General features: G+C 31.3%; 23 protein-coding genes. 10 read left to right on the top strand and 13 right to left on the bottom strand.

Features of this window, described 5'->3' with window-relative positions; all coding sequences use genetic code 11:
• The first annotated feature begins 21 nt into the window (after positions 1–21).
• The gene (pbp4, locus tag DFR54_RS00115) at positions 22–2,031 is read left to right on the top strand and encodes a penicillin-binding protein PBP4(5) (protein ID WP_114288389.1); all 2,010 of its coding nucleotides are present in this window, start codon (positions 22–24) and stop codon (positions 2,029–2,031) included.
• Positions 2,032–2,052: 21 nt separating this feature from the next.
• On the opposite strand, the gene DFR54_RS00110 is transcribed toward pbp4, so the two are convergent.
• Both DFR54_RS00110 and DFR54_RS00105 read right to left on the bottom strand, forming a co-directional pair.
• On the bottom strand, positions 2,053–3,240 hold the full coding sequence (locus DFR54_RS00110) for a DUF998 domain-containing protein (protein ID WP_114288388.1): 1,188 nt from the start codon (positions 3,238–3,240) through the stop codon (positions 2,053–2,055).
• 75 nt (positions 3,241–3,315) lie between these two features.
• Positions 3,316–3,927, bottom strand: a complete 612-nt coding sequence (locus tag DFR54_RS00105) for a YczE/YyaS/YitT family protein (RefSeq protein ID WP_114288387.1) — start codon at positions 3,925–3,927, stop codon at positions 3,316–3,318.
• An 81-nt stretch (positions 3,928–4,008) separates the two neighbouring features.
• Between DFR54_RS00105 and DFR54_RS00100 the strand changes: the two genes are divergently transcribed.
• From DFR54_RS00100 to DFR54_RS00080, 5 genes are all read left to right on the top strand, one after another.
• Complete coding sequence (locus tag DFR54_RS00100) at positions 4,009–4,665, top strand: cyclic nucleotide-binding domain-containing protein (protein ID WP_114288386.1); 657 nt, start codon at positions 4,009–4,011, stop codon at positions 4,663–4,665.
• A gap of 69 nt (positions 4,666–4,734) precedes the next feature.
• Entirely contained in the window at positions 4,735–7,074 is a 2,340-nt protein-coding gene (locus DFR54_RS00095; RefSeq protein WP_114288385.1) for an ABC transporter ATP-binding protein/permease, read from the top strand.
• A gap of 110 nt (positions 7,075–7,184) precedes the next feature.
• Complete coding sequence (locus DFR54_RS00090) at positions 7,185–7,748, top strand: nucleotidyltransferase family protein (protein WP_114288384.1); 564 nt, start codon at positions 7,185–7,187, stop codon at positions 7,746–7,748.
• 36 nt (positions 7,749–7,784) lie between these two features.
• A complete protein-coding gene (locus tag DFR54_RS00085) occupies positions 7,785–8,738 on the top strand; it encodes an aminoglycoside phosphotransferase family protein (RefSeq protein WP_170126889.1) in 954 nt (317 codons plus the stop codon).
• Entirely contained in the window at positions 8,735–9,184 is a 450-nt protein-coding gene (locus tag DFR54_RS00080) for a GNAT family N-acetyltransferase (protein ID WP_114288382.1), read from the top strand. The genes DFR54_RS00085 and DFR54_RS00080 overlap by 4 nt, the downstream gene beginning before the upstream one ends.
• 17 nt (positions 9,185–9,201) lie before the next feature.
• Here DFR54_RS00080 and xerS read toward each other — a convergent pair whose 3' ends face one another.
• The 11 genes from xerS to DFR54_RS00025 all read right to left on the bottom strand — a co-directional run bounded on the left by xerS (position 9,202) and on the right by DFR54_RS00025 (position 19,564).
• Positions 9,202–10,275 (bottom strand): tyrosine recombinase XerS, encoded by a 1,074-nt coding sequence (gene xerS / locus DFR54_RS00075; protein WP_114288381.1) that lies wholly within the window; start codon positions 10,273–10,275, stop codon positions 9,202–9,204.
• A gap of 897 nt (positions 10,276–11,172) precedes the next feature.
• Entirely contained in the window at positions 11,173–11,718 is a 546-nt protein-coding gene (locus tag DFR54_RS00070) for a phosphoribosyltransferase family protein (protein WP_114288380.1), read from the bottom strand.
• 1 nt (position 11,719) lies between these two features.
• Entirely contained in the window at positions 11,720–12,793 is a 1,074-nt protein-coding gene (locus DFR54_RS00065) for an NCS2 family permease (RefSeq protein WP_114288379.1), read from the bottom strand.
• Between the two features lie 246 nt (positions 12,794–13,039).
• Positions 13,040–13,612: a CGNR zinc finger domain-containing protein gene (locus DFR54_RS00060; protein ID WP_167807122.1), complete on the bottom strand. Its 573-nt coding sequence runs from the start codon at positions 13,610–13,612 to the stop codon at positions 13,040–13,042.
• A gap of 112 nt (positions 13,613–13,724) precedes the next feature.
• Entirely contained in the window at positions 13,725–14,234 is a 510-nt protein-coding gene (locus tag DFR54_RS00055) for a GNAT family N-acetyltransferase (RefSeq protein WP_114288377.1), read from the bottom strand.
• 14 nt (positions 14,235–14,248) lie between these two features.
• Positions 14,249–14,845 (bottom strand): VanZ family protein, encoded by a 597-nt coding sequence (locus tag DFR54_RS00050; protein WP_114288376.1) that lies wholly within the window; start codon positions 14,843–14,845, stop codon positions 14,249–14,251.
• Positions 14,846–14,940: 95 nt separating this feature from the next.
• A complete protein-coding gene (locus DFR54_RS00045; protein WP_114288375.1) occupies positions 14,941–15,888 on the bottom strand; it encodes a DUF7916 family protein in 948 nt (315 codons plus the stop codon).
• A 79-nt stretch (positions 15,889–15,967) separates the two neighbouring features.
• On the bottom strand, positions 15,968–16,717 hold the full coding sequence (locus tag DFR54_RS00040) for an ABC transporter ATP-binding protein (protein ID WP_114288374.1): 750 nt from the start codon (positions 16,715–16,717) through the stop codon (positions 15,968–15,970).
• A complete protein-coding gene (locus DFR54_RS00035) occupies positions 16,718–17,590 on the bottom strand; it encodes an ABC transporter permease (RefSeq protein ID WP_114288373.1) in 873 nt (290 codons plus the stop codon).
• 1 nt (position 17,591) lies between these two features.
• Complete coding sequence (gene trpX, locus DFR54_RS00030) at positions 17,592–18,596, bottom strand: tryptophan ABC transporter substrate-binding protein (protein ID WP_114288372.1); 1,005 nt, start codon at positions 18,594–18,596, stop codon at positions 17,592–17,594.
• Between the two features lie 344 nt (positions 18,597–18,940).
• Positions 18,941–19,564 carry a hypothetical protein gene (locus DFR54_RS00025; protein ID WP_114288371.1) on the bottom strand — a complete coding sequence of 208 codons (624 nt, stop codon included), beginning with the start codon at positions 19,562–19,564 and terminating at the stop codon, positions 18,941–18,943.
• A gap of 185 nt (positions 19,565–19,749) precedes the next feature.
• Between DFR54_RS00025 and DFR54_RS00020 the strand changes: the two genes are divergently transcribed.
• From DFR54_RS00020 to DFR54_RS00005, 4 genes are all read left to right on the top strand, one after another.
• Positions 19,750–21,345, top strand: coding sequence for a cell division site-positioning protein MapZ family protein (locus tag DFR54_RS00020; protein WP_114288370.1), 1,596 nt, complete (start codon positions 19,750–19,752; stop codon positions 21,343–21,345).
• Between the two features lie 65 nt (positions 21,346–21,410).
• Complete coding sequence (locus DFR54_RS00015; protein WP_114288369.1) at positions 21,411–23,120, top strand: NFACT RNA binding domain-containing protein; 1,710 nt, start codon at positions 21,411–21,413, stop codon at positions 23,118–23,120.
• On the top strand, positions 23,117–24,322 hold the full coding sequence (locus tag DFR54_RS00010) for a glycoside hydrolase family protein (protein WP_114288368.1): 1,206 nt from the start codon (positions 23,117–23,119) through the stop codon (positions 24,320–24,322). Before DFR54_RS00015 ends, DFR54_RS00010 begins: the two co-directional genes overlap by 4 nt.
• A 190-nt stretch (positions 24,323–24,512) precedes the next feature.
• Complete coding sequence (locus tag DFR54_RS00005) at positions 24,513–25,946, top strand: APC family permease (protein ID WP_114288367.1); 1,434 nt, start codon at positions 24,513–24,515, stop codon at positions 25,944–25,946.
• Positions 25,947–26,082 lie beyond the last annotated feature (136 nt).

The following is a 26,082-nucleotide window of genomic DNA, read 5'->3' as shown; positions in this document are numbered from 1 at the left end:
TGGAGAAGAAAGAGGTCAGTTATGGAAAATAAGAGAAGTAGAAAACGTAAAAAAAATAATAAACCACTTTATATTACTATAGGAGCAGCTAGCCTTGTTGTTATTTCAGCAGGTTCGTTTTTTGGTTACCAACACTATCAAAAATCACAAAAGGAAAAAGTGATAAAAGAATTTGTAGCCCAATTTGAAAAAAAAGACTTTAAAAAATTAGTATCCACTTTAGATGAATCCAGTATTAAACAAAATGAATTAACTAAAGAAACGGCTATTGAAAAATATGAGACTATTTTTAATAACTTAAACCTAACTAAAATAGATGGTACGGTAACTGATATTAATAAAGATCACTTTAAACTTAAATTTAATATGACTTCCTCATTTGGCGACATCAAAGATATCAACTATGAAGGAGATATTATAAAAAATAAAAAAGGGGATTATGCAATTGACTGGAATTATTCTTTAATTTTCCCAGAGATGGAAAAAGGGGATAAAGTTTTTATCAACCACTATTCACCTAAAAGAGGACAAATTTTAGATAAAAATAACCAACCTCTAGCAACTGAGACAAATTATTTACAATACGGGATTGTCCCTAAAGAGCTTGGGGAAGGAGAGGCGAGAAAAACTCGTATTAAACAGGTTAGTGAAAAACTTGATACAACTGTCGAAAGTATTAAGAGTCAGCTAGAACAAAGCTGGGTAACAGAGGAATTATTTGTTCCCCTAAAAACATTGCCTAGTGATCAAGTTGTAACAGAGATGGAAGCACTAAATATTCATCATAAAGAAATTTCTAAACGATATTATCCGTTGAAAGAAGCTACTGCTCAGTTAATAGGATATACAGGTACAGTCACTGCTGAAGAACTTGAAAAAGATCCTGAATTATCAGGTTTTGAAACAACAGGAAAAACAGGTCTTGAAGCCCAATTAGATAAAGAACTACGTGGGAAAATAGGTGTTCGTGTTGACATAGTAGATGAGAACAATGAAGTTAGAAAAGCTATCATTGATGAAAATGTTACTGATGGAAAAGATGTTCATCTAACAATTGATAGCAACATTCAAAAACAAGCTTTTGATTCCTTAAACACTTTACCAGGAGCAACAGTTGTGACCGCACCTAAAACAGGAGAATTAACTGCGGTTGTCAGCTCTCCTTCATATGATCCAAATGAATTTATCTTAGGTATGTCACAAAAGAAATATGATGAGTATGCTAAGGATCCACTAAATCCATTTTTAGCTCGTTTTGCTGTTGGATTTGCTCCTGGTTCAACTTTTAAAGCCATTACAGCTGCTATTGGGATTGATGCCAAGGTGACTACTCCTGATAAAATACATGATATCTCAGGTTTGAAATGGCAAAAAGATGGTTCTTGGGGAGATTATTTTGTAACTCGTGTATCTGATGCTGTTTCTCAAGTAAATATGACAGATGCCTTAGTTTATTCAGACAATATTTACTTTTCAAAAGAAGCCCTTGAAATGGGTGAGAAGACTTACCTATCTGGATTAGAGAAATTTCCCTTTGGTGAAAAAATGAATGTTCACATTCCCATGACACCAGCCCAAATTAGTAATGATGGTATTAAATCAGAAATCTTGTTAGCTGATACATCCTATGGTCAAGGTCAATTACTAATTAACCCTATCCAACAAGCTATTATGTATTCTGTTTTTCCAAATAAAGGAAACTTAGTTATGCCAAAAATCATTCAAGAAGAAGAAAGTAAAACTCAAAAAGATATTATCAGTGAAAATGCTGCTAATCTTGTTACAAATGCTTTAATCCAAACTGTTGAAAACGCAAACGGAACAGCTCATGTTTTAAGTAATGGTACAACTATTGCTGCTAAAACAGGAACAGCTGAAATTAAAGAAAAACAGGATACAAAAGGCAAAGAAAATAGTTTTATTTTAGCTTACGAACCTACAGAAGGTCGTTACTTAATCGTTAGTATGATTGAGGGTGCTGATGGTACTTCGGCTGTTGAAAAGAACAAAACATTAATTAATAGTCTATAAGAAAAAGAAGAACTAGCAGATTTATTCCTCTGCTAGTTCTTCTTTTATAGGTTCAATACTTATTTCATAGACTGCATTTGTTAAATGAGCTAATTGTTGAATATGTTGTAGTAATAATAAAATCCAACTTAGGGCTAAACCAAATGCCAATAATTCAAAGACTGTTAAAGATAAGTAGCCAATGTTTTGGAATAAAAAGTTACAGGCAACTAAGACCGCTGCAATTCCGTAAGAAATCGTTAGAAATTCCTTCGTCACTTTTGGTAAAATCCAACGAATACTAACAATCAAAATAACTATTAAATAGACTAACATCTCAGCAGCTTTTGTATGAAGAGCATGAAGTTGTCCTGTACCATTATTAGGGAAGAATCCAACACCTCCAAGGGAGATTGCTACCATTGTTAGTAAAACTCTTAAACTAGCCACTTTAAAGCCTGTATAGCCACTTTTTTTAAGATTTACAAATAAATAGTCAATTAAAGCTACCATCAGTAGAGCGGAAAGCATCAAAGTTAAATTAAATTGCCAACTACTCGCTGCTTCATTAGTCCCTAAAAAACTAAAGTTGTGTTGCCACCAGCGACTCTCGCTATTAGTTAACATCGCAAAGAATACACCACCGATTATCACAACAATTAAGATAGTTACAATCATTGAAGACGTAAAACTATAAGCTGCATAAATCATCAAATAATTAATAATAGCTGTAAAAATAAAGAAAATAGCTGTTGCTGTATAAATATCAAAACTTGCTCCTTCAAACATCATACCAATAATCCAGAAGAAACTTAAAATTCCAAGCATCAAAATGACAATAAAAGCACCAATAATGGTAGGGACATTACGCCACTGAATATCACTTAATTCAGGATTTTTTTCTTTTCTCTTTCTGTTAATAAAGATGGAAATAAAAGAAAAACTTCCACTAATTAATCCTAATAACATCGTAGCTGTTGCAATTGAAAAATCTCCAGTCATGGAAATCTGTTTATCTCCCCATGTAAAGAAGACAATAAAGAAAATCACACTACACATTAAAGCAGGTAATAAAAACCATCTTAAGGAAACATTTTGTGTTTCAAAAGGCGTTTTCTTTTTTTCAATAACAAGTCGTTGATGTTCTTTTTTTACAGAAATTGTTTCTTGATCTAAAATACTTAAATCATCGTCTAACTCCTTAGGTAAACTAACTTTGTATTCTTGCATTATCTCAACTCCTAATCAATCTATCACTTTTATATTCTCATATTGCTCATAGAGTGACAAGTCGTTCCTTGATAATTATTTAGCAAAAAGTGTTATTTTTTTAGAGAAACTAATAACACCAGACAATAAGAACAAACTTAAGATAGTTCCTTCTCTGACAACTATTGGTAGTGAAAATAAAACCGAAATAAGAATAGATAAGACAACACAAACTATATCAACTCCGTAGCGGTAATTAGAGAAGGTCAATTTAGTTTTACTAGCCAATAATTGGCAAAAAGATTCAATAGGGAAGGTCAGCAAATTAATTCTAAGTACTTGTCCTGTTCCAAAGCCTGCGATTGCCACACCTAAAACAAAAACACTAATTTTTAGGAAATAAGAAACTAAGGTAACATTAGCAAAAAGAGTATAGTAAACAAAGTTAATAACCATACCAAAACTCATAGTTGCAACAAACATTAGTAGGTATTTACTTAATTTTCTGTTCTCATCAATTACTAAACAACCGACTAAAAATAATAAATTGATAACAGAAGTAATAGTTCCTACTTGAATAGTTGTTAAATTGGATACGGCGACATTGAGAGAATTGAAACTGCTAACGCCTATTCCTGCTTTAATAGTTAAAGATATTCCCACTGCGCTAATAAAATAATAAATCAAAGAGCTCATTAGTTTTTTCATTTAAATCATCCTTTCATCGTTTATAGTACTCTTATTAAAAAAATGGTAATATGAGATATAGCCTATTTTCGGAGGAAAAAAATGAAGAAAACAATGTACTCTACTTCAAAATGGAAGCTAAAGAAAAACATCCCTGGTGTCACAAAAGATATTCTTAAAGAGTCCTTTGTATTTAATTTCAAAAATGGGGAGTTTATCACTAAAGAGATGGATGAATTAACCTACTTATTTATCATTCTTGAAGGACGAGCTAAAGTAATTGCCACACAAGATAATGGTAAACGAATCATTCTTCAGTTTTTAATAACTGATGATTTAATTGGTGATTTAACTATTATTGAGGCTGAAGAAACAATCAAAGATGTGATATCTATGGGGGATACTGTCTGTTTAGGAATTCCGATAGATATTATTAGAAACCATGTTTTAACTGAACCAGACTTTTTATTATTCTTATCTAGATATATCGGTAAAAAGTTACTTCTTAGAATGAATCACTTTAAAGAGCAACAAACTCAAGAATTAAAAGTTAGATTAGCTAAATTATTACTAGAAGTTTCGATTAACAATGAATATCATGAAAAACACACTGAAATTGCAGAATACTTAGGTGTAAGTTACAGACACTTTATGCATACGTTTAAATATTTTAAAGAAGAAGCCTTAGTTACAAAAAATAAAAAAGGCTATATCATTAATCCCAAAATGTTAAAATCTTTAATAAATGAACTGAGTTAATATTCAGTTAATATTCAGTTAATGTTCAAGTGTTAGAGTTAAAAAAACAAAAGAAATGAGATGGTATAAATGTTGGAACTAAAAGACATCAAAAAATATTATCATGTTGGAGATACCGTCACAAAAGCCTTAGATGGAGTATCAGTTTCCTTTAGAAGACAAGAGTTCGTTGCTATATTAGGTGCTAGTGGTTCTGGTAAAACAACTATGTTAAATGTGACAGGTGGTTTAGATAATTATGATTCAGGAGACATGATTATCGACGGAAAATCTACTAAAACCTTTAAAGATAGTGACTGGGATGCTTATCGAAATAACTCTATTGGTTTTGTTTTCCAAAGTTATAACTTAATTAGCCACTTAGGAATTATCGAAAATGTTGAGCTTGGAATGACCTTAAGCGGTGTTGATAAAGCGACTAAAAGAGAAAATGCCAAAAATGCTTTAGAACGTGTTGGTTTAAGTGACCATATGAATAAAAAACCTAATCAATTATCAGGTGGTCAAATGCAACGTGTGGCTATCGCTCGTGCTTTAGCCAATGATCCGGATATCTTGCTTTGTGACGAACCTACAGGAGCATTAGATACTGAAACAAGTGTTCAAATCATGAATTTAATCAAAGAACTCTCAAAAGAAAAATTAGTTATTATGGTAACTCATAATCCTGACTTAGCTTATGAGTATGCAGATCGTATTATCGAATTCTCAGATGGACGAATCAAAAAAGATTCTAACCCTCATGTTGAAAGTAAAAAGAAAGATCAATTTGAATTAAAAAGAACAAAAATGAGTTTTTGGACTGCTTTAAATCTCTCATTTAATAACTTGAGAACAAAAAAAGGACGTACTTTCTTAACTGCCTTTGCTTCAAGTATCGGGATTATCAGTATAGGAATCGTTTTGGCTTTATCTACCGGTTTCCAGAAACAAATTGATCAAACCCAATCTGAAACTTTAGCCAAATTTCCAATCACTATTTCTAAAGTAACTACCGATCAAACAGCTAATCCTCAACATTCACTAGGTAGTGAGAAAGGTTCATTTTCAAAAGAAAAAACAATAACTGCTAAAAGAAGTGAAGAAGATAAGATGCAACATGTTAATAAAATAGATCAAACATTTGTTGATTATGTTGAAAATATGGATAAGAGTTTTAATAGTAATTTAGGATTTACTCGAACAGTTAACATGAATTTACTTCGAAAAACGGGAGATGAGGTTAAACCTGTTTCATTTTCTAATCAAGCAGACTCTACAGGACTTTCTATGTCTAGTGCCATGGCAAGTATGACAGGTATTGGTGTTTCATCATTCCCAACATCCCTTGATTCAGACGAGAATGACTTTTTAAAAGATAACTACACAGTTTTAGCTGGTAACTATCCTAAAAAAGCTACTGATATTGTTTTAATAGTTGATAGAAATAATAGTACCAACATTAACGCATTAAAAAATCTGGGCTTCGATGTTAAAGAAGATGAAAAATTAGATTTTAATCAAATCGTCGGTACAGAGATGAAGTTAGTTCACAATAATGAATATTATCAAGAACTACCAACAGGAAACTTCATTCCAGCAACTGACTATAAAACTTTATATGATAACGAAAACAACAATACATTAACAGTTAGCGGTATTTTACGTGTTAAATCATCTTCAACGATGAATTTAATCGCACCAGGATTTGCATATAGTAATGAATTAACATCTAAAATTGTTACTGACAATGAAAATTCAGCTATTGTCAAAGCTCAACTTGATAGTGATGTTAACGTTATGAGTAACGAACCCTTAGATAAATCTGGAAAAGAAAGCTTTATTACTTACTTAGGAGGTAGCAGTATTCCTTCAAGTATTATGATTTATCCAAGTAACTACAGTAACAAAGACGATGTATTAGCCTATTTAGATGATTTTAATAAAGGTAAGAGCAAAGAAGATAAAATCATCTATTCAGATTTAGCAGGAACAATGACTGATTTAACAGGTGGTCTTATGGATGCTGTCACTTATGTTTTAATAGCATTTGCTGGTATTTCACTTGTTACAAGTATGATTATGATTGGCATTATCACTTATACATCAGTACTTGAAAGAACGAAAGAAATTGGTGTTTTAAAAGCTTTAGGAGCCCGTAAAAAAGATATTACTCGTGTTTTTGATGCAGAAACATGTATTTTAGGAATTGCTTCAGGTACTTTAGGAGTCTTTATTGCCTACTTGTCAACATTCCCAATCAATAGTCTACTGTACAATTTGACTGACTTAAAAAATGTAGCTCAACTCAACCCAGTTCACGGACTTACTTTAATCATTGTTTCAACAATCTTAACGATGATTGGTGGACATATCCCAGCTAAAATTGCTGCGAAAAAAGATGCTGCTATCGCTTTAAGAGCCGATTAATAGTTTAAAAGAACTTCTCCTATAAAAGAGAGGTTCTTTTTTTCGAATGTACGTTCGACTTTGTTTTTATTTTCCATTATACTGATAAAAAAGAGTAGGGGAGTCTCGAAATGAATGAAACTAGTTTAAAAAAATTATTTTCTAAAAACTCTGATATAATGGAAATCTTAGCTATAATACATCAGTTAAATTTAAAAGATTGTTGGTTGTGTGCAGGAACTTTAAGAAACTATGTTTGGAATTATTTATCAAAGCAAAAGACAAGTTTAATTTCTGATGTGGATATTATTTTTTACGATCCGGATATTTCTTATAAAGAAACTTTAGAAATAGAGAAAAACTTGAAAAACAAGTATCCTTTATATGATTGGGAACTTAAAAATCAAGTCTATATGAATATCCATAATCCAAATACAAAACCTTATATAAATAGTGCTGACGCATTAGCTAAGTTTCCTGAGACATGTACTGCTATTGGTTTAAGATTGGATAGTAATAACCAGTTAGAGCTACTCGCTCCCTGTGGCATTAATGATTTGGTTTCTCTAACAATCAAACCAACACCATTTTTTATGGAAGACACTGCTAGAATGGTTGTTTATCATCAAAGAGTAGAAAAGAAGCAATGGCTAAAAAAATGGCCTGAGTTAAAAACAGAAAATCAGTTAACATAAAAATATTATGTTAACCATATAACGAGGTGGATAATTTTGGAAGAAAACAGTCAAGATTTTTTACAAAAGAATATTCCTTATTATGAAGCGTGGGATAGTATTAACTTTATTGATTTAGGTTGGTCCCAAGACAAGAAGTATCTAGTTACTAAAAATCAAACTTCCTATATCCTTCGCTTATTTAAGAGTGATAAACTTACTGAAAAACAAGTTGAATTTAACTTTATTAAAGAATGTCATGATATTATCCCTTGTTCAAAACCCATTGAATGCGGTAAAGTTTCTGATATTTCAGCTTACGGCTATATTCTTTTGAACTATGTTGAAGGAAAAACTTTGGAAGAGACTATCGAAACATTTTCAACTCAAAAACAATATGATTTAGGCGTCATAGCAGGTAAAATTCTTAAAAAAATTCACGAACTACCAATTTCTAATGACATTAACCAAGAAGAAATTTTAGGCAATCTCTTTTACAAAAAAGAAAGACAGTTGAACCAATACATTGAAGGGAATTATCGACTTCCTCATGAAGAGGAGGTTATCTCTTACGTTAAAAATCGCCTAGAGGCAATCAAAACTCAGAAAATTGTGAAACAACATGGTGATTTTCATCCTGGTAACCTAATACTAACTCCTCAAAATAACATAGTTGTTATTGATTTTAATAGGTGGGATTTAGGTGATCCTTTTGAAGAATTTTTAAAGATCTCCTTATTCACAGTAGAAACGTCACCAGTATTTGCGCTAGGACAGATTGAAGGCTATTTTAACAATCAAATACCTGATATCTTTTGGGAGCAATTAAAATTTTATTCACTGCATACCAGCTTATTTTCTATTGTTTGGGCTGAAACATTTGGTGCAAATGATGTAGCTAATATGATAACTCGCTATGAAAGAATCTATCAAGATTACTTTACTAAAGATACTTTAGTTCCTAGATGGGTAGAAAAGGCTCTAAAACAACTTAAGAGGAGCTCAATATGAAAATAATCCCTTATAAAACATTTTTGCTTGAAGAAGTGTTAACGTTAATAAAGGAAACCATTATAAAAATTAACAAAAAAGATTACACTGATGAGCAAGTTTACAGTTGGTCAGCAATTGATTCAGAAAAATTTAAAGCGAACATTCATGAGTTTGCTTTTGTTGCAGTAAACGAAGTTAATGAAATAATTGGTTTTATTAATATGGACCATTCTGGTTATATTGATCATTTATTTACTCATTCAAACTATCAAGGTCAAGGAATTGCTTCACTTTTGGTTGATAAAGTTGAAGAAAGAAGTCAAATTCATTCCTTTAGAACCTATGCATCTATAACAGCAAAATCTTTTTTCATGTCTAAAGGGTTCACAGTAGTAGAAGAAAACATCGCGATACTAAACAATGAAAAATTCTTAAATTACTATATGAAAAAAACAACCTTCTAAATTAGCAAGGTTGTTTTTTATTCGCTCCACAAATCATTCATAGCATCCCGTTGTTCTTTGTCCACGATATGCGTATAAATAGACGTAGCACTTGTTCCAGTTTGTCCTAATTGATGAGATACTGTGAGTAAACTATTCGTTTTTTTATAGAGCTGAGTTCCTACAGTATGCCTTAGTTTATGAGGTGTAATTCTAACTTTAAATGCAGCCGAGTACTTGGCCACAAGTTTTTCGACTGTTGAAGGCTCAATTCGCTTAGCTTTTCCCTTATAAGTTGTTAGAAATAAAGCTTTTTCATGAACTTCAGGTTTGTATAACTCTTCTCTGGCTTCAGCATAATCTATTATGTAATCAATAAAGAGGGAAGAAATCAATGCAACATCCTTAAATCCGCCTTTACGGATAACGGTAGCTTCTAAATTAATAGTGTCTAGATCATTAACTTGCATATTAACAAGTTCAGACAACCTTATTCCTGTCCCTAAAAAAAGAGCAATTATCCCTAAATCCCTAACCTTATTTCGTCTAAATGCAGCTTTTGCTTGGTGACTAGCTAAGGTTGCCTCATAATCTTGATCAATATAATATAAAAATAAAATGGCTTCATCATCTAACAATAATTTTTTCTCAATTGATCTAGAACGTTCCTGTAGAGTTGTTGAAGTCTTCATATTTTCAATTTTTAACATCACATTTTGCTTCAAATACGGATCATTATCTTCGTTTTCAGTTTGACTGCTCAGATATTTAAATAAAGAACGTAATGCTGTGATTGAGCGCTGTATTGTAACAAAGGAGCGATTTCGATTGTCTTTTGAAGTACCAACTTTAGGAGAATTCATTAAAAAAGACTTATAGAGATCAAGATCTTCTTTTTTTAACACTTCTAAATCTGCTAATTGAATTTCTGAAGAGGTTAGCATGTTTTCAGATTCTAACCATTCAAAAAAACGCCTAAACTCTTTAGCATATTCATATAAAGTAACAGTAGAGTAGGGTACGATACTTTTTGAATGAAGGTATTCATTAACAAACCAGGGAAGTGATTGTTGTTCTAATTCAAGTAATTTTGTTATTTTTTCATTTCTCATAATGATATTTCCTCCACATTAAAAGAGAACTAATGTTCTTATCTAATTATAGGTAACTCTAATCAATTTGTCAAAAAATAAAAAAAACAAATACAATGTAGAATTTTTATGATTATATCTACCTTTCCGGAAAGCTACTTCTTTCAAGAAAGGTAGATTTTATCCAAGGATAACTTTTTGAAAGACCTCTTAAATTATAAAATTGCTTATTATCATCAAATTAGCTGGTTTTCACATAATTATAGATTAAAACATATAAATATGTTATTTATGATTAAATGTTAATCGTTATTTAAATCTATTAAATTAAAATAAATTTAAGTCATTTAATTTATTAAGTTTGAATAATTTTATTACATATCATTAAATAGCTTGTTTAAATGCATTTAAAAGCTAATACTTAGTATAAAAATTTTTAAATGCAATCTGCATAACCACAAAACAAACAAATAACATTTTATAATCTGTAGTTCAGTAGATTTATATTAATCTATAAGAAATTCATCATAAAAATCATTTTTTACCTCTCTTGATATCTTTTCATTTAACTTGGTTTAATATATATTATGTAAACCAAATAGTTATTTTTTTATTAGCAGTCTACTCCCTATCATAAAGTGACATAAAAAAAGAATCCTACCGGTTTAATCAGTAGGATTCTTTTTAGGGTTAATCGTACATTTTTTCCTAATGAACATATTATGTAACATCAATAGTATTCCTGATACTTGTAAAATACTGGCAACTGTAAATGCTGTACTTGCATAAGTTGACTCGTTAATATCGTAAAGATCATTAAAGAACTAAATATCATAATACTTGCTATTATACTTTGTTTATTATTATTCCAACACATGCTAATTTCTCCAGTTCTTTCTATGATAGAATCAAACAAGATTATAATGGGAATAATGGTAATTCCTCTAAAAAGACAATATCCTCTCTCTTAGCTGCATCCCCTTCAGCAAGTATAGCAGCTTTTACAACGACTTTTGCTCCAGCTTTTTCAACTAAGTTTACAAGAGCTTGCAATGATTCCCCTGTACTAATTACATCATCAATAATAGCTACCTTTTTGTCTTTAATTAACTCAACATCATGACCATCTAAATACAATGTTTGCTCTTTCTGAGTCGTAATAGAAAATACTGATGCTTCTAAAGGTGACTCCATATAACTTTTAACACTTTTCCTTGCGACGATATAGCTTTTAAACCCTTTAATTCTTGCTAATTCCTGTAAAAGAGGAATTCCTTTTGCTTCAGCTGTTACTAAAAAATCGATATTTTCTGGTAAACGTTTGACAATCTCACTAGCAGCAACAGTTGTCATTTCAGCGTCTCCTAATAAAACAAATGAGGCAATGGCTAAATCATCTGCTACTTGAATGATTGGTAAGTTTCTAGTTAAACCTGCTACTTTTAATTCATAATGTTTTTTCATTTTACAAGACCACTCCTATTATTGGTAATATAAATTTAATTGCTAATCCTGCTAACATACCGAAAAATGGATCAAATAAAGCTGTAACAACCATTGTCACACTTCCAACTAAAGGGTTATCAGCAACTGCTGGTTGAATGTTTCCAGTCACTGTTACAAAAGCACCTAATACGAATAAAAATCCCGCAATTGATTCTGTTGGCACGAATTTCCCCATTTTTGGTAAAATACCTGTTGCTAAAATAATGGCCATAATCACCATCATCAAAACACCAGAAAAAACTGGATGTGGCGCACTACCTGTTGCTGAAATAATTGATTCTAATGGTGCTCCGCCAAATAAGCTAGAAATTAAATCTGCTACAGAGCTGACAACTGTTAAAACATCAATGTTAACAGGATTTACATCGTTTCCAGTCATACTCCCTGTAATCATACCAAAAGAAATATTTGAACCAATATTTAAACACGCTAAAGCTAATGATCCTCTCAATATTCTTCCAGATATCATTGGTTTTATAAGAGATAACTTTTGGTCTCCTACCCCATCTGGTAATTCTATTTTTGCTTTTTTATAATAAACTGAATAGAGAGTTGAAATAACTACTGATAATAAAATAGTGTAGATTAAGTCTTTTGTAAAAATATATACTAGAATAGCTGTAACCATTGAAAGCCAACCAACATCAGTATTTGTTTTAGTCATGCTAATTGCAGTTCTAGCTAAAATGAAACCAACACCTGCCATCATACCTGAAGTAATATCATTTCCCATAAAATCCACTAAGGTATTCATCCATCCAAACAAACCAACAACTGTCATAATGACCGCTGCCCATAGAATAATAGAAACTCTTTCTCGCTTATTTCCACCGATTGAGCCTGCTACAGTGATTGTTTCCACCTGAAAAGATATTGGTGCAACTGAACCAGTAATACTATTTGCAACTGCTGAAAAACCAAAAGCTAGTGCAGTAGGAAATGCTGCAAATCCTAATGATAAGGCCAAAATTCCTTGTGGTATTCCATTAATTACGACACCAATAGCTGCAAGTAGATCTTGAAAAAACTCCATAAAACACTCCTCTTTCTTCTTAAATCTACTCACATAATAGAATACCTTTATAAATAAAACAATAGTTTTGTTTATATTTTTATTTTTTTAACGTTTATAGTTCGCTTTTTAATACATATTTTTAACACCTAACCTATAAATAACGAACAAAAAGCGTTAAAATCGAATAATAAAAAAAGAGCTACTATAAGCTCTTTAGATTAGATATTAAAGTAGTTCCGAAAATATGATTGATACAAATATTAATTATTTCGTCTTATTAAGAAACTTTTCAACTTTATTTCGATTACCACATAATTTCATAGAACACCACTTTCTACGACCTGACTGATTAATAAAAAATAACGGACACTCTTCATTGGCACATTTAGCTAATTTTTTAAGTTCATCTGATTGGATTAAACTTACTAATGATAAAAAGAGAATCGTTTTGATTCCTATAATCCCTTTTTCAACTGGAATCATAAGAGGATCGTTGTCTACAAAAATCAGAGTAAAAGGGCTGCTCCCGATAAAAGATTCAATTTCTGATTTCACATCATCTATGGTATCAGCATCATTTATAACTCTTGTAAATATTTTAGAGAGCTCTTCTCTAAGTTGCTTAACATCTTCAATGTTTAAACTGGTATCTAAACAACTATACATAACTGATAATTGTCGATTATAATCTTCATTTTTATCAATAGGAATTTCTAACCAAAGTTTAAACGAATCAATCGTATTAAATAAATCTACTAATTTTCCTTGCTTTAAAATTTTAGTGTTGCAAAAATTTAGTACTAAATTTTCAGTAATATTTGGGAAGTCGTTCTTCATACTAATACACCTCATAATTAATAGTATAATCATTATACTATTAATCTAACCTCTAATCTATAAAATAGCGGTTAATTTCCGATTGTTTAACCTGTAGATTATAAATAAGAGGTTAAATCAGTTCGATTCTATAGTGTTCTATGTGACTATTATTAATGAAAATTGTTTTTTCTAATTTACCACCACATGATTGAATGACATTTTTAGAAATCATATTTTCTTTTTTACAAGTTAATAATACTTCTTTTAAATCCGATTTTTCTCCAGCAAATCTTAAGACTTTTACTAATGCTTCTCTAGCATATCCCTGCCCTCTTTTACTTTTTCTAATAGTGTAACTTATATGACCACCATCTAATTCTTGGAAAGGTAATAGACAAAATCTAAAGTCTATTACACCTATTAACTCTTCCTTATCACTTACAATAAAATACTGAATCGTTTTAGGTTTATTTTTCGGTGGATTACATTCTAATTTTTTGATATTCTTACGCCACATAGATAATTCATTTGCTTGGATTAAACTATTACATCCATGTATTATCTCTTTACTTTTTCTAAACTCTTTTTGTAATAATAATAAATCCGAATCTTTAATATCATCAATTTTGATTAATTTCATCTCTAACTCTCTTTCTAACTCAAAAAACTTGCCACTGCAGCAATAACAACATAAAGCTGAGGCTCGTATTTTAGGAATTTACTTGATTGAAATAGTGGTATTGGTTCTATTTTTCTTAATAATAATTTTGAAAATACAAAGTAAATAGACCAACCTACTGCTGCTCCAATCGTATTAGTAATTAGATCATTGATATCTGTTGCTCTAAAGCGAGTGAATAACTGGCTTAATTCAATAAATAATGATAAATAAAAGCCTAATTTAATTATTTCAAAACCATTGTGATATTTCCGCCACATTAAGGGTAAAAAGAAACCTAAAGGGATAAACATCACAACATTTAAATAATCAGAATGTAAGATACCATTAACAAAAGGTATTAAGCTAATATTAGGATCAAAAATATTCCCCTGTACATTTAAAACTCTTTGCCAATTGGAGATACTTGGAAAACCGATTACTTCTTTTAACATGATTAATAGATAAAACATTAATAAGTAACCTATTATATAATGAATTTTTTCCTGATATTTCAATACTCTTTCAAATAATTTTTGCTGCTTATAATTGTATATAGAAATAATAATGAGTGCTAACGCTAAACTAAACATAAAAAAACCTCCTTAGATAAGATTATATCTAAGAAAGGTTTTTAATTCATAGGTCTTTAGCTTTATTTTTTATGGTTAACATAATATTTTTATGTTTATCTGTTGATTGAAGTGCCAACTCTGTTCATCGTATGTCTTAAACCTCTTATAGCTATTGATGTCGCATAAATATTTTCAACTGGTGCTAAACCACTGTATCCAGCGTCTCCAATATGCTGAATATCCACTCCACAAATTTTATTACGAATAGCAATTTGTTTAACTGTTTCTTGATCAGCACTTTCTTGACTTGTTCCAATAGCAGACATAGACAATGCGCCAGCTTTTCTAATATACTTCACTGCATCTCTGACATCCTCATCTGTCACACCAGGTACTGTTCCAACTGCTGGTAATAATACAATATCAGCACCAGCTTCAACAAATGACTGGATAGCTTCCATGTTTACCACATCTTCGTCAACACCTGCTCCGTGCATTTTTCCTGCAATTACTAAACCAAAAAAATGTTCTTTCGCAAGTTTAACGGCATCTGCTATTTTTTCATTTGTTACACCTGTCCCAGGATTTCCTGTTAAACAAATAAAGTCAAAACCAAGCTTTTGTGCTTCTTGCAGGGTTTCTTTAGAGCACTGACGACCTTCTGAAATTAAAGTAATGGTTTCATTCATTTTAGTATCTAAATCAACTGGCTCTAAATTAACACCCACTGGTCTACCAGTTAAGTATTTTAATTGGTCAACTGGATTTTTCTTTAAATGACGTGGATCATTAAATTCATCAATAACATCTTGCAAATTAGCACTACCAGGTAATCCCATAACAACAGGGTTAAATACATCAAATCCATTTAATAAAATTAAATCAGCACCATATGCACTAGCTAATTCTGCATTTGTAATATCTCCTGCCACTGATTGAGAGATGGCTACATTTTCAGAACAAATAATACGGCCTTCTGATGCTTTGATAGCTTGTTTTAATTCCATAGGAGTCATTTTTTTAACTTCACTTGCTGTACAGCTTAATAATCGTTTTACCATTATTATCAATTCTCCCTTATATATTCTGTATTGTCTTTATTATATAGAATATTTCACTCAAGTGCTATGATTAATCCATTTAGTTAAAAAAACTTAATAGGTCAGACATCTCAAGTTTTTCTTTTTCTTCTTTATTAATGTCATATTTCACTTGTCCTTGTTCTAATACAATCATTCGATTGCCATATTTTAAAGCGTCTTCCATGCGATGAGTAATCATTAGGCAAGTTAACTGATTTTCTGCAACTATTTTTTCTGTTAGACTCATGATTTGTGTTGCTGTTTTAGGGTCAAGAGCTGCTGTATGTTCGTCTAATAATAAGATTTCTGGTTGTTTAATGGTTGACATTAACAAACTAAGAGCTTGTCTTTGACCACCTGATAAATTTCCAGAAGGCGTATCTAAATGATTTTCTAACCCATTGCCGATTCTTTGACATAATTTATAAAAAACATCTCTATTTTCTTTCAGTTTTCGTAAGCTAAAGCGACGTTTTTCACCTCTTAAACTTGCTAAGAGTAAATTTTCAGATACTGTCATACGTGGTGCTGTCCCTTGTTTAGGATCTTGAAAAACCCGACCTATATAATCTGCTCTCTTTTCTTCTGATAGATTCGTTACATTTTTATTATTGATAAAAACATGGCCAGATGTTAATTGTAATTTGCCACTAATAGAGTTAAATAAAGTTGATTTACCAGCGCCATTCCCGCCTAATATTGTAATGAAATCACCCTTTTTTACTTCTAAATTCAGATGATTCATAATGACCATGCCAGCTTCAGTTTTTTTATAGCCTTCTTCTAATTTTAAAATTGTTTCAGACATTTATTTGGCCTCCTTAGTTGGTAAAATACGTTGCTTAATTTGTGGAAACATTAAGCAAATCGCTAAAATAACAGATGAATACAGTTTTAAATATGTTGTATCTAATTTCAACTTGATAACCAATAGAATTAATAATTGATATAAAACACTTCCTAAAACAATTGCAATAAGCCTTTCTGAAAGAGTAAGTTCACCAAAAAGGAGCTCCCCTAATATAATAGAAGCAAGTCCAATAACAATGACACCAATTCCTTTATTCACATCCGCATAGCCTTCACTTTGGGCAATTAAAGCACCCGCTAAGCCGATAATTCCATTTGAAATCATTAAGCCTAATATTTTCATACGATCTGTATTGATTCCAAAAGATTTTGCCATCTCTTCATTATCGCCGGTTGCTACATACGCTTGGCCTAGATCAGTATATAGAAATAATAGAATACCTCCTATTACAATTACTAAAACAATTAATGAAATGATAATTTTATCATAATTAGGTGGGAGATTTAAAAAATCCAAACTATTAAATAGTTTCTTTTGATTAAGTAAAGACAAATTAGGTGATTTCATAATAAAAAGCATGACAGAATTTAAAGCACTCATGACTAAAATTCCTGATAAGATAATCGGGATTTTACCTTTTGTATAAAGTAGACCTGTCACAAGACCTGCCAACATACCTGCTCCGACACCTAAAAGTGTTGCTAAAATGGGAGAAACACCACTTGTAATCGCTGTTACACAAACAGCTCCTCCTAAAGGAAAACTACCTTCTGTTGTTAAATCCGGGAAATTTAAAATTCTAAATGTTAAATAGATACCTAATCCAAGTACTGCCCATAAGAATCCTTGTGCGATTGTAGAAACGATCATCTTATTCTCCTCCTTTAATAATTGCTTTGTCTTTAATTGACTGATTAATAGAGATGTTTAAAAAATCAGCTTGCTTTTGGTTGATTATAATATCTCCTGAATCGAAAGTGTAAATTGGTGTTGTTGCAGGCTTACTTTCTCCTTTTAAAATACTAGCCACCATCTCACCAGTTTTAACTCCTAATTCATATTGATTAATACCAACTGTTGCTAAACCACCTTGCTCCACCATAGTGTCAACAGAAGGAATAACAGGTATTTTGTATTGGTTAGCCACATCAACTATTGTTTGCATCGCATTAGCCATTGTATTATCTGTTGGTAAGTAAACGAAATCCACTTCTTTTGACATCACTTGCATCATTTGAGAAATTTCATTTGTTGACGGTACAGGATAACTCTTTACATCAAAACCTGATTTTTTTGCTTCAGTAGTAATTTTTTCTGCTTGATAAGCTGAGTTGTCTTCTGCTGATGAATAGAGAATCCCCATTTTCTTACTACTTGGTAAAATTTCTTTTACTAACTCTAGTTGTGCTTCGACAGGAGATTGATCACTAACACCAGTAATATTTCCACCTGGATGATTATTATCTTCAACTAATCCTGCACTTTTAGGATCACTAATTGCACCTAGGACAATTGGAATCTCCTGCGTTTGATTGGCTAATGCTTGTGCAGCAGGAGTGGCAATCCCCACAAGGATATTCGATTTTTCGTTAATTAAATGCTGGCTCATACTTGTTAATTTACTTTGATCTGCTTGACCATTTTGAAAGACAATGTTTGCTGTTTCCCCGTCCTTAAAACCTTCTTTTGCTAATGAATCTACCATTCCCTTATAGATATCATCTAAAGCTGGGTGGGAAACAAATTGTAAAACACCAATTGTTGGTAATTTAGCTTTTTCATTTAATTTTTCTTGCTCCTTACTGTCTTTAATATAACTTCCTGCTAAAAACAATCCTAATACAGTAATTACAGCTACTATTTTTTTATTCATTATTTTTCCTCTTTTCTAATTAACTTTTTCTTTTACATAAAAAATAGGCACAAACCAAATCATAATGGTTTGTGCCTACTCTATTTCTAGATAAACAAAAACCGCATAAATCTATGCGGTGGAATAATCATTCTTACCTGACATAGATACATCTTTTAGAAGTTGTGTTCTAAAAAGTCGTATCCATGCCAAAAATTTAGCCTAAATACAACTATCTACGCCAAGTTTGCCATGAAAAACTATTTAATTCTTTTGTTATTTGGTTAAATGCTGTTTTATTCATGACAATTCCTCTTTTCTTAAAATATTAAATTTATCCTACACCTAGAAATTCTAAATGTCAACAACTACTCAAAAAATACTTCTGATGTGTGTGTTTGACCATCATTATTTGTCTGTGTATTTTCTGTCGCTGAATCTTCTGTTTGAACTTCTTTTCTAACTGGTTTTTTTCTAGGGATTTTGGGATTAATAATTTGGTTTAACTCTGTTGTTATTTCTTCAGGTCCTACTGATAAATCATTGAAACTATAGCGACCAATTTCTTTACCTTCATTGTAGACAATAAAGGTGTTTTTATCATTGATACCTAGGTCTTTATTCATTTTTTGATTTGGATAAACAGGTTCGTATATGTAGACTGTTTCAGGTAGATTTTCAATCGATTTTTTTTCATTAAACATTTTTTCTACCTTTTTGTAGCCTTTATTCTCTGATGGGTCAATAACTGCAATAACTTGTTGCTCTTTTTTCTTAAGTAAGTCAGTCAATTCACTATCTTGAATTTTTTTAAACTGTTTATTTTTATAAGTTATCTTAGCAACTGAATCTACTTGTTGCTCACGAATAGTCGGACGATATAAGGACTTAAATACATTCATCATAACAATCCCAACAACTATTATTATAATAACTGCAATTGTTTTTTTCTTTTTTAATAGAACTAAAAGCTCATCTACTATGTTGCTCATTAAAAAACCACCTTAAAATCTTAATGGACTTATTATAACCTAAAAGTAATTGCTTGAGAATAGAAAGAGTGTTTTATCTTAAATCCTACTAGCTGATTTCTTGTTTTTGCTATATTTTTTTACCTCTTTAGTATATAATGATATAATTGTAGAGCTATATTAATATGATTAGGAGCGTACTTATTTTGACAAAAGAAACTAATAAATGTCCTAATTGTGGTCATCAGTTTAAAGATGGAGAAGAATATTGTCCAAACTGTGATTTATTTATTCCAGTTAATGACCAAACAGATCAAGAAGAAACCTTTGATCCAAATCAAACAAAACAATTTAAGACATTCAAAGAAATAGAAAAAGAACCAACTGAAAATTACCCAGAATCAAGGTTTAAACATCGTAACTTTAAGCCTGAAACTAATAATACTGTAGAAGATACACCTAAAGAGGATAAAATTGATGTCCCAGAAGCTAAGGCACCTATTGAAGAGCCTCAAAGTGAGCAAGAAACTGAAACTGAAGTTTTTGAAGTACCAACTGAAGAAATCTCATCAGTTGAAGACACTCAAACAATAGACCCTGTTGTTCCTACTGAAGAAGTTGAAGAGAAAAAAATTTCAACTCCTACTCCTTCTACTGAGCCAACAACAGAAGAATTAGTAGTTAAAAAGTTAGAAAGTCGCCGTGAATCTAGTTCTTCCAACAATCGTAAAAAACTGATTATTGGATTATCTGCTGCAGCTGTTTTAGCTGTTGGCGGTTTCTACGTTTATTCTAACGAACAAGATAAAGCTGCGGAAAAAGACCGTGTTGCTTTAATTGACTCTACTGAAAAAGAATTAGACTCTCTATTTTCCTCTAAAGACAAAGTTTTCTTAAAAAACGATATCAAAGAAGCTGATTTTAAGAAAGCTCAAGAAGAACTAGATAAGCTAAAAACAAAAGATGGGTATGATAACTTAAAAGAATTATTTGACGAAGCTGAAGATAAGTTTAACAAACAAGAAAAAATGAACGCCTTATTCAAATCACCCATTATGGTTGGTAAAGAACTTAAAGAGAATGTCCTAGTAAAGAATAGCTCTCCTATTACATTAACTCGTGTTAGTGAAGAAAAAGACGGTTTTGACATTCTGTTTAATAAAGCTTTTGATGAAGCTGAAAAACAGAAAAATCAATTAGCTACTATTAACGAAAAATTAGATCAGTTAATTAAGGATGACTCAGTTGTTAAAACAGCTACGCGTAAGCAATACGAAGAAACTGAAGAGCTGATTAAAGCTCTTAAAGATGAAGATGCTAAAAAAGACTATCTAGCAAAACTTAAAAAAGTTGATACTTATTTAGTTGATTCTGAGAAAAAGAAACAAGAAGCTGAAGAATTAGCTCGTCAGGCAGAAGAACAACGATTAGCTGAACTAAATCAACAAAATCAAACTAATACGACAACTCAAACTATTGCCCCTACTACACCTACTGGTCCTGGTGGCAATTATAAATGGGGAAATCGTCAAGATGCTTATATTGATTATAATGATGCAGCATGGGGCTGGGCTCCTGGTGTACAAGAAAAAGTTATTGCTGAAGTTATCAGTCGCGGTTATGTTGTCGAAGGTGGCTATACACTAGTACCTAAATACATTGAAAACGGTGAGGGTTTCTACGACTTGTACGCAACAACTAACTCAAAAATTTTCCCAAAAAGTAAACCTGAAGAGTTCCCTCTTTACGTTGTAACGATAAACGCAAAAACAGGTTGGTTTAAAGGAAACGGACCTAATTAAGATATTTTAAAAGAGGCCAGTTTTTCTGTGCCTCTTTTTTTGATAAAAAAGATGGAGGTTATCTTATGTCCTTTGATGGTATTTTTACCCATTTGATGAAACAAGAATTGAATAGTCTATTATATGGAGGAAGAATTTCAAAAATTCATCAACCATATGACAATGAATTAATGCTTGTTATTAGAAGCCAAGGGAAAAATCACACCTTACTTCTATCTGCACACCCAACTTACGCTCGTGTTCAAATTACCCAGATACAATACAGTAACCCTTCTACTCCACCTAACTTTTGTATGGTGATTAGAAAGTATCTGGATGGTAGTATTTTAGAAAAGATTGAACAACTTGAAAATGACCGTATTCTTAATTTTTACTTTTCAAGTCGTAATGAACTTGGTGATTTAGAGAATATTATTCTATCTATTGAGTTGATGGGTAGACATAGTAATATCATTTTATATAATCAAAATTCAATGAAAATAATCGATGCGATTAAACATATTGGTACGAGTGTAAACTCTTACCGTACTATTTTACCAGGAATGGACTATATTGCTCCTCCTACTCAGGATAAGTTAAATCCTTTTGATGTTTCTGAGCATAAACTCTTTGAAATCATTAAAACAACAGAGAATTTAGACACTGCTTTCATCCAAACAACTTTTCAAGGAATTGGTAAAGATACAGCAAAAGAGTTGGTTTATCAACTTAATTTAAATCCTAAAGAAAAGATAAAATCTTGGTATTATTTTTTCAATCAACTTGAAACAACTATTAAACCTACTTTAACCATTACAAATGGAAAAGAACAGTTCTCCCCTATTCCTTTTGTTACATTAGGTGATGAAAATACCTTTTATGACAGTTTAAGTTCACTACTTGATGGTTTCTATGAAGGAAAAGCTGAAAGAGATCGTGTGAAGCAGCAAGCAGGTGAGCTATTTAGAAAAATAAAAAATGACCAGGTTAAAATTAGTAAAAAAATAGAAAAGTTAGAAAAATCATTAATTGATGCAGACCATGCTGAGATTTTTAGAATTAAAGGCGAACTTTTAACAACTTTTCTACATGAAGTGCCTCGTGGAGTAAAAACTGTTACTTTAAATAATTATTATGAGGAAAACGAGCCAATTGAAATTGCTTTAAACGAAGCCATTACTCCTAATCAAAATGCACAAAAATATTTCCAACGTTACCAAAAACTTAAAAATAGTGTCAAAGTTGTGATTGAGCAACTTGAAAAAGCTAAGTACGAATTACTCTACTTACAATCTATCGAAAGTCAGTTAGAAATAGCGGCACCTAAGGATATTGAGCTTATTAAGGAAGAGTTAATTGCTGAGAAGTATATTAAGGACAAACAAAAAAAGAAAAAAGCTAAACAAAAGAAAAGTGAACCAGAAACATTCACATCATCTACTGGTATTAAGATTTTAGTTGGTAAAAATAATTTACAAAATGACCAATTAACCTTAAAAACTTCTAGTAAAACAGATATTTGGCTTCATGCAAAAGATATACCAGGCTCTCATGTAATTATTAAAAGTAAAGAACCTGATGAAACAACTCTCATTGAAGCCGCTCACTTAGCAGCTTTTTATTCAAAGTATCGCCTATCTTCACAAGTTCCAGTAGATTACGTGCAAGTTAAACATGTTAAAAAACCAAATGGAGCTAAACCAGGTTATGTTATATATGAGAATCAGCAAACTTTATTTGTCACACCAGATAAAGAATTAATTGAAAAAGCGTTGTTAAATGGAGGTCAACTATGAGATTTAGAGAAGCATTAATTTTATTTATTGGTATTAGTATTATGGTTTTTGGGTTGAGTTATTTCGTTTATCGATATTTCTTTAAAAAAGATTTAAAAGACAAAAAAATGAATATTTTTATGTTAATTGTAGCTGCAGTTGGTATGACTATGTTTTTACCACAGACAATAACATTTATTAAAGAGAAAAAAGGTATTATTAATAATGCCAACGTTCAATATGTAAGTGCTAAGAAAGTCGTCAGTTACGCAAACTCTCGTGAAAGACTCGTTCTTCCAACAGCTTATGACACAATCGAAAATACTCACCCTTCTGTTATCAGTTTTCCCGAAAAATGGAACGGGTATAAATATTGGATGGGTATTACTGCTTATCCTAAGGGGGACGCAACTTACGAAAATCCCCATGTTTTCAAATCGAATGACTTAATTGAATGGATTCCAGATGAAAGTAATCCTTTAGATGAACCTAAATCAGAAAAATTCAATGGTAAAACACCACTTCAGTATGATTCTGATACTAATATTATCTATAACAAAGAAGAAGATCGTATTGAGCTATTTTGGCGTTTTGTAGATGATATTTCTGGTGATGTTATTATCTATAGAATTGATACAAAAGATGGCAAAAACTGGTCTGAAAAGCAAATTATACACCAAGCAAATCGTCAAAAGGGAGATTGGATTTCTCCAGCATTTATTAAAGATGAAAATGGCTACCAAGTTTGGTATGTTGCTAACGGGTTTAAGATTTGGCACAGATCAAGTCAAGATGGAATCAATTGGAGTAAAGAAAATGAAGTTAAAATGGCTTATGCAACCTCTGATAATATGAAACACTGGCACTTAGATGTACAAAAAACAGACTTAGGATATGAAACAGTTGTCTCTGGTTTTGAATCAAAAGGAAAAATAGAACTATCCCAAAGACATGTTATGAATGTTTATTATTCAAAATCAGCTGATGGAGTAACTTGGGATAAATTAACCCCTATTATCTTCCCTTCAAAAGATAAACATCAATTTGATGGAAAAGGTCTTTATAAGAGCGCTCTATTAAAAGAGAATGGTCAGTACTATGTTTTTTATAGTGGAATTGGCTTTGATGACACTCGTGGAATCGGTCTTTCTTATGGAAAAGATCCTCTTAATCTAAAAGGTCTAAACTACTCAGATACATCTGACTTACTAACAACTAAATAAAAAATCAAAGAACTAGTTATCTAGTTCTTTTTTTGATGCTTTAGACAGATATTGTTATCATTTTTTAACGAAAGCGATTGTTATTTTAACCTGATTATCATTTGAAGCTACTTTTCCTCTTTTTTGATTGTCACAGACTTTGAAAATTATTATCATGAGTAAGGTATCAAAAATATTGAGGAGTGATTATATGAAGGATTCAAAGCAACTTAGATGGTATAACGTAGCCATCATTGCCTTTGTATCTGTTTGGGGACTTGGAAATGTTGTAAATAACTACGCAACACAAGGTTTATCAGTAATCGTGTCATGGATTTTAATTATGGCTCTTTACTTTGTTCCCTATGCTTTAATTGTTGGTCAATTAGGTTCGACTTTTAAAGACAGTACTGGAGGAGTTAGTAGTTGGGTTAAAAATACAACTACCAAAAAAATTGGTTATTTTGCAGCTTGGACTTATTGGGTAGTACATATCCCCTACTTAGCTCAAAAACCTCAAGGGATTTTAATTTCGATTAGTTGGATTTTTAAACAGAATGGAGATTTTATTAATACTGTCAGTGCAACAACTGTAGCCATGATTTGTTTAGTTATTTTCCTATTCTTTTTATGGATTTCATCTAAAGGATTAACAACTCTTAAACGTATCGGTGGTGTCGCAGGAACTGCTATGTTTATTATGTCATTATTATTCATACTTTTAGCTGTATCTGCGCCTGCTATCTCTGATGCAACTTTCGCAACACCTGATATGGGTAATATTAAATCATATTTACCGAAATTTGATTTTGCTTACTTCACAACTATTTCAATGTTAGTATTTGCTGTAGGTGGAGCAGAAAAAATTTCACCTTATGTTAACGAAACAAAAAATGCTTCAAAAGAATTCCCTAAAGGAATGCTTGTGTTAGCTATTATGATTGCAGTTTGTGCGATTTTAGGTTCGTTCTCAATGGGAATGTTATTTGATAGCAACAATATTCCAAATGACTTAATGGCAAATGGTGCTTATGAAGCATTTGGTAAATTAGGTGCTTATTACAAAGTTGGTAACCTTTTTGTTATTATCTATGCAGTAGCTCAAATGTTAGCACAAATTTCAGCTCTAGCTTTCTCAATTGATGCACCATTAAAAATTCTTTTAGCTGACTCAGATAAAGAATTTATTCCAGAAAGCTTCTCTAAAACAAATAGTAAAGGGACTCCTGTTAAAGGGTACATTCTAACTGGGATTTTGGTAAGTATTTTAATTATCGTTCCTGGTTTAGGAATTGAGAACATGAATGAAAACTACAAGTGGTTACTTAACTTAAACTCAATTGTTATGCCACTTCGTTACTTATGGGTATTCTTTGCTTATATGATGATTAATAAAATGCATAAAGATTTTAATTCTGATTATAAATTTATTAAAAATCCTAAAATTGGTTATTTAGTAGGTTTATGGTGTTTCTTATTTACAGCCTTTGCTTGTATTTTAGGAGCTGTTCCTAAGATTCCTTACGCTGATAACCCAAGAGCATTTATTTTCCAATTAATTATGAACATTTTAACACCAATTGTTTTAATTAGTTTAGGACTTATCTTCCCATTCTTCGCAAGAAGAGCTCAAAAAAATAGTTAATTTCTTAAACAGTTTATCTTGATGATAAACTGTTTTTTTTAGGTTGTATAATTTTTGATGTGGATGAAGAAATTCATTCGCATCTATTTTTTTACAAAATAATAGAAACATACGAACTTTCCCGTTAAAATTAAAG

Source organism: Vagococcus fluvialis (assembly GCF_003337315.1).
Taxonomy (GTDB): domain Bacteria; phylum Bacillota; class Bacilli; order Lactobacillales; family Vagococcaceae; genus Vagococcus; species Vagococcus fluvialis.
This window is presented reverse-complemented; position numbering and strand designations above follow the sequence as displayed.

What these genes read in the sequence shown, in the direction of transcription:
- DFR54_RS00070 (WP_114288380.1), bottom strand. Translation starts at nt 11,718, where the DNA reads ATGAAAAAACATTATGAATTAAAAGTAGCAGGTTTAACTAGAAACTTA.
- xerS (WP_114288381.1), bottom strand. Translation starts at nt 10,275, where the DNA reads ATGAGAAATGAAAAAATAACAAAATTACTTGAATTAGAACAACAATCA.
- DFR54_RS00100 (WP_114288386.1), top strand. Translation starts at nt 4,009, where the DNA reads ATGAAGAAAACAATGTACTCTACTTCAAAATGGAAGCTAAAGAAAAAC.
- pbp4 (WP_114288389.1), top strand. Translation starts at nt 22, where the DNA reads ATGGAAAATAAGAGAAGTAGAAAACGTAAAAAAAATAATAAACCACTT.
- DFR54_RS00080 (WP_114288382.1), top strand. Translation starts at nt 8,735, where the DNA reads ATGAAAATAATCCCTTATAAAACATTTTTGCTTGAAGAAGTGTTAACG.
- DFR54_RS00045 (WP_114288375.1), bottom strand. Translation starts at nt 15,888, where the DNA reads ATGGTAAAACGATTATTAAGCTGTACAGCAAGTGAAGTTAAAAAAATG.
- DFR54_RS00065 (WP_114288379.1), bottom strand. Translation starts at nt 12,793, where the DNA reads ATGGAGTTTTTTCAAGATCTACTTGCAGCTATTGGTGTCGTAATTAAT.
- DFR54_RS00050 (WP_114288376.1), bottom strand. Translation starts at nt 14,845, where the DNA reads ATGTTTAGTTTAGCGTTAGCACTCATTATTATTTCTATATACAATTAT.
- DFR54_RS00010 (WP_114288368.1), top strand. Translation starts at nt 23,117, where the DNA reads ATGAGATTTAGAGAAGCATTAATTTTATTTATTGGTATTAGTATTATG.
- DFR54_RS00015 (WP_114288369.1), top strand. Translation starts at nt 21,411, where the DNA reads ATGTCCTTTGATGGTATTTTTACCCATTTGATGAAACAAGAATTGAAT.
- DFR54_RS00005 (WP_114288367.1), top strand. Translation starts at nt 24,513, where the DNA reads ATGAAGGATTCAAAGCAACTTAGATGGTATAACGTAGCCATCATTGCC.
- DFR54_RS00105 (WP_114288387.1), bottom strand. Translation starts at nt 3,927, where the DNA reads ATGAAAAAACTAATGAGCTCTTTGATTTATTATTTTATTAGCGCAGTG.
- DFR54_RS00110 (WP_114288388.1), bottom strand. Translation starts at nt 3,240, where the DNA reads ATGCAAGAATACAAAGTTAGTTTACCTAAGGAGTTAGACGATGATTTA.
- DFR54_RS00060 (WP_167807122.1), bottom strand. Translation starts at nt 13,612, where the DNA reads ATGAAGAACGACTTCCCAAATATTACTGAAAATTTAGTACTAAATTTT.
- DFR54_RS00090 (WP_114288384.1), top strand. Translation starts at nt 7,185, where the DNA reads ATGAATGAAACTAGTTTAAAAAAATTATTTTCTAAAAACTCTGATATA.
- DFR54_RS00035 (WP_114288373.1), bottom strand. Translation starts at nt 17,590, where the DNA reads ATGATCGTTTCTACAATCGCACAAGGATTCTTATGGGCAGTACTTGGA.
- DFR54_RS00040 (WP_114288374.1), bottom strand. Translation starts at nt 16,717, where the DNA reads ATGTCTGAAACAATTTTAAAATTAGAAGAAGGCTATAAAAAAACTGAA.
- DFR54_RS00095 (WP_114288385.1), top strand. Translation starts at nt 4,735, where the DNA reads ATGTTGGAACTAAAAGACATCAAAAAATATTATCATGTTGGAGATACC.
- DFR54_RS00025 (WP_114288371.1), bottom strand. Translation starts at nt 19,564, where the DNA reads ATGAGCAACATAGTAGATGAGCTTTTAGTTCTATTAAAAAAGAAAAAA.
- DFR54_RS00055 (WP_114288377.1), bottom strand. Translation starts at nt 14,234, where the DNA reads ATGAAATTAATCAAAATTGATGATATTAAAGATTCGGATTTATTATTA.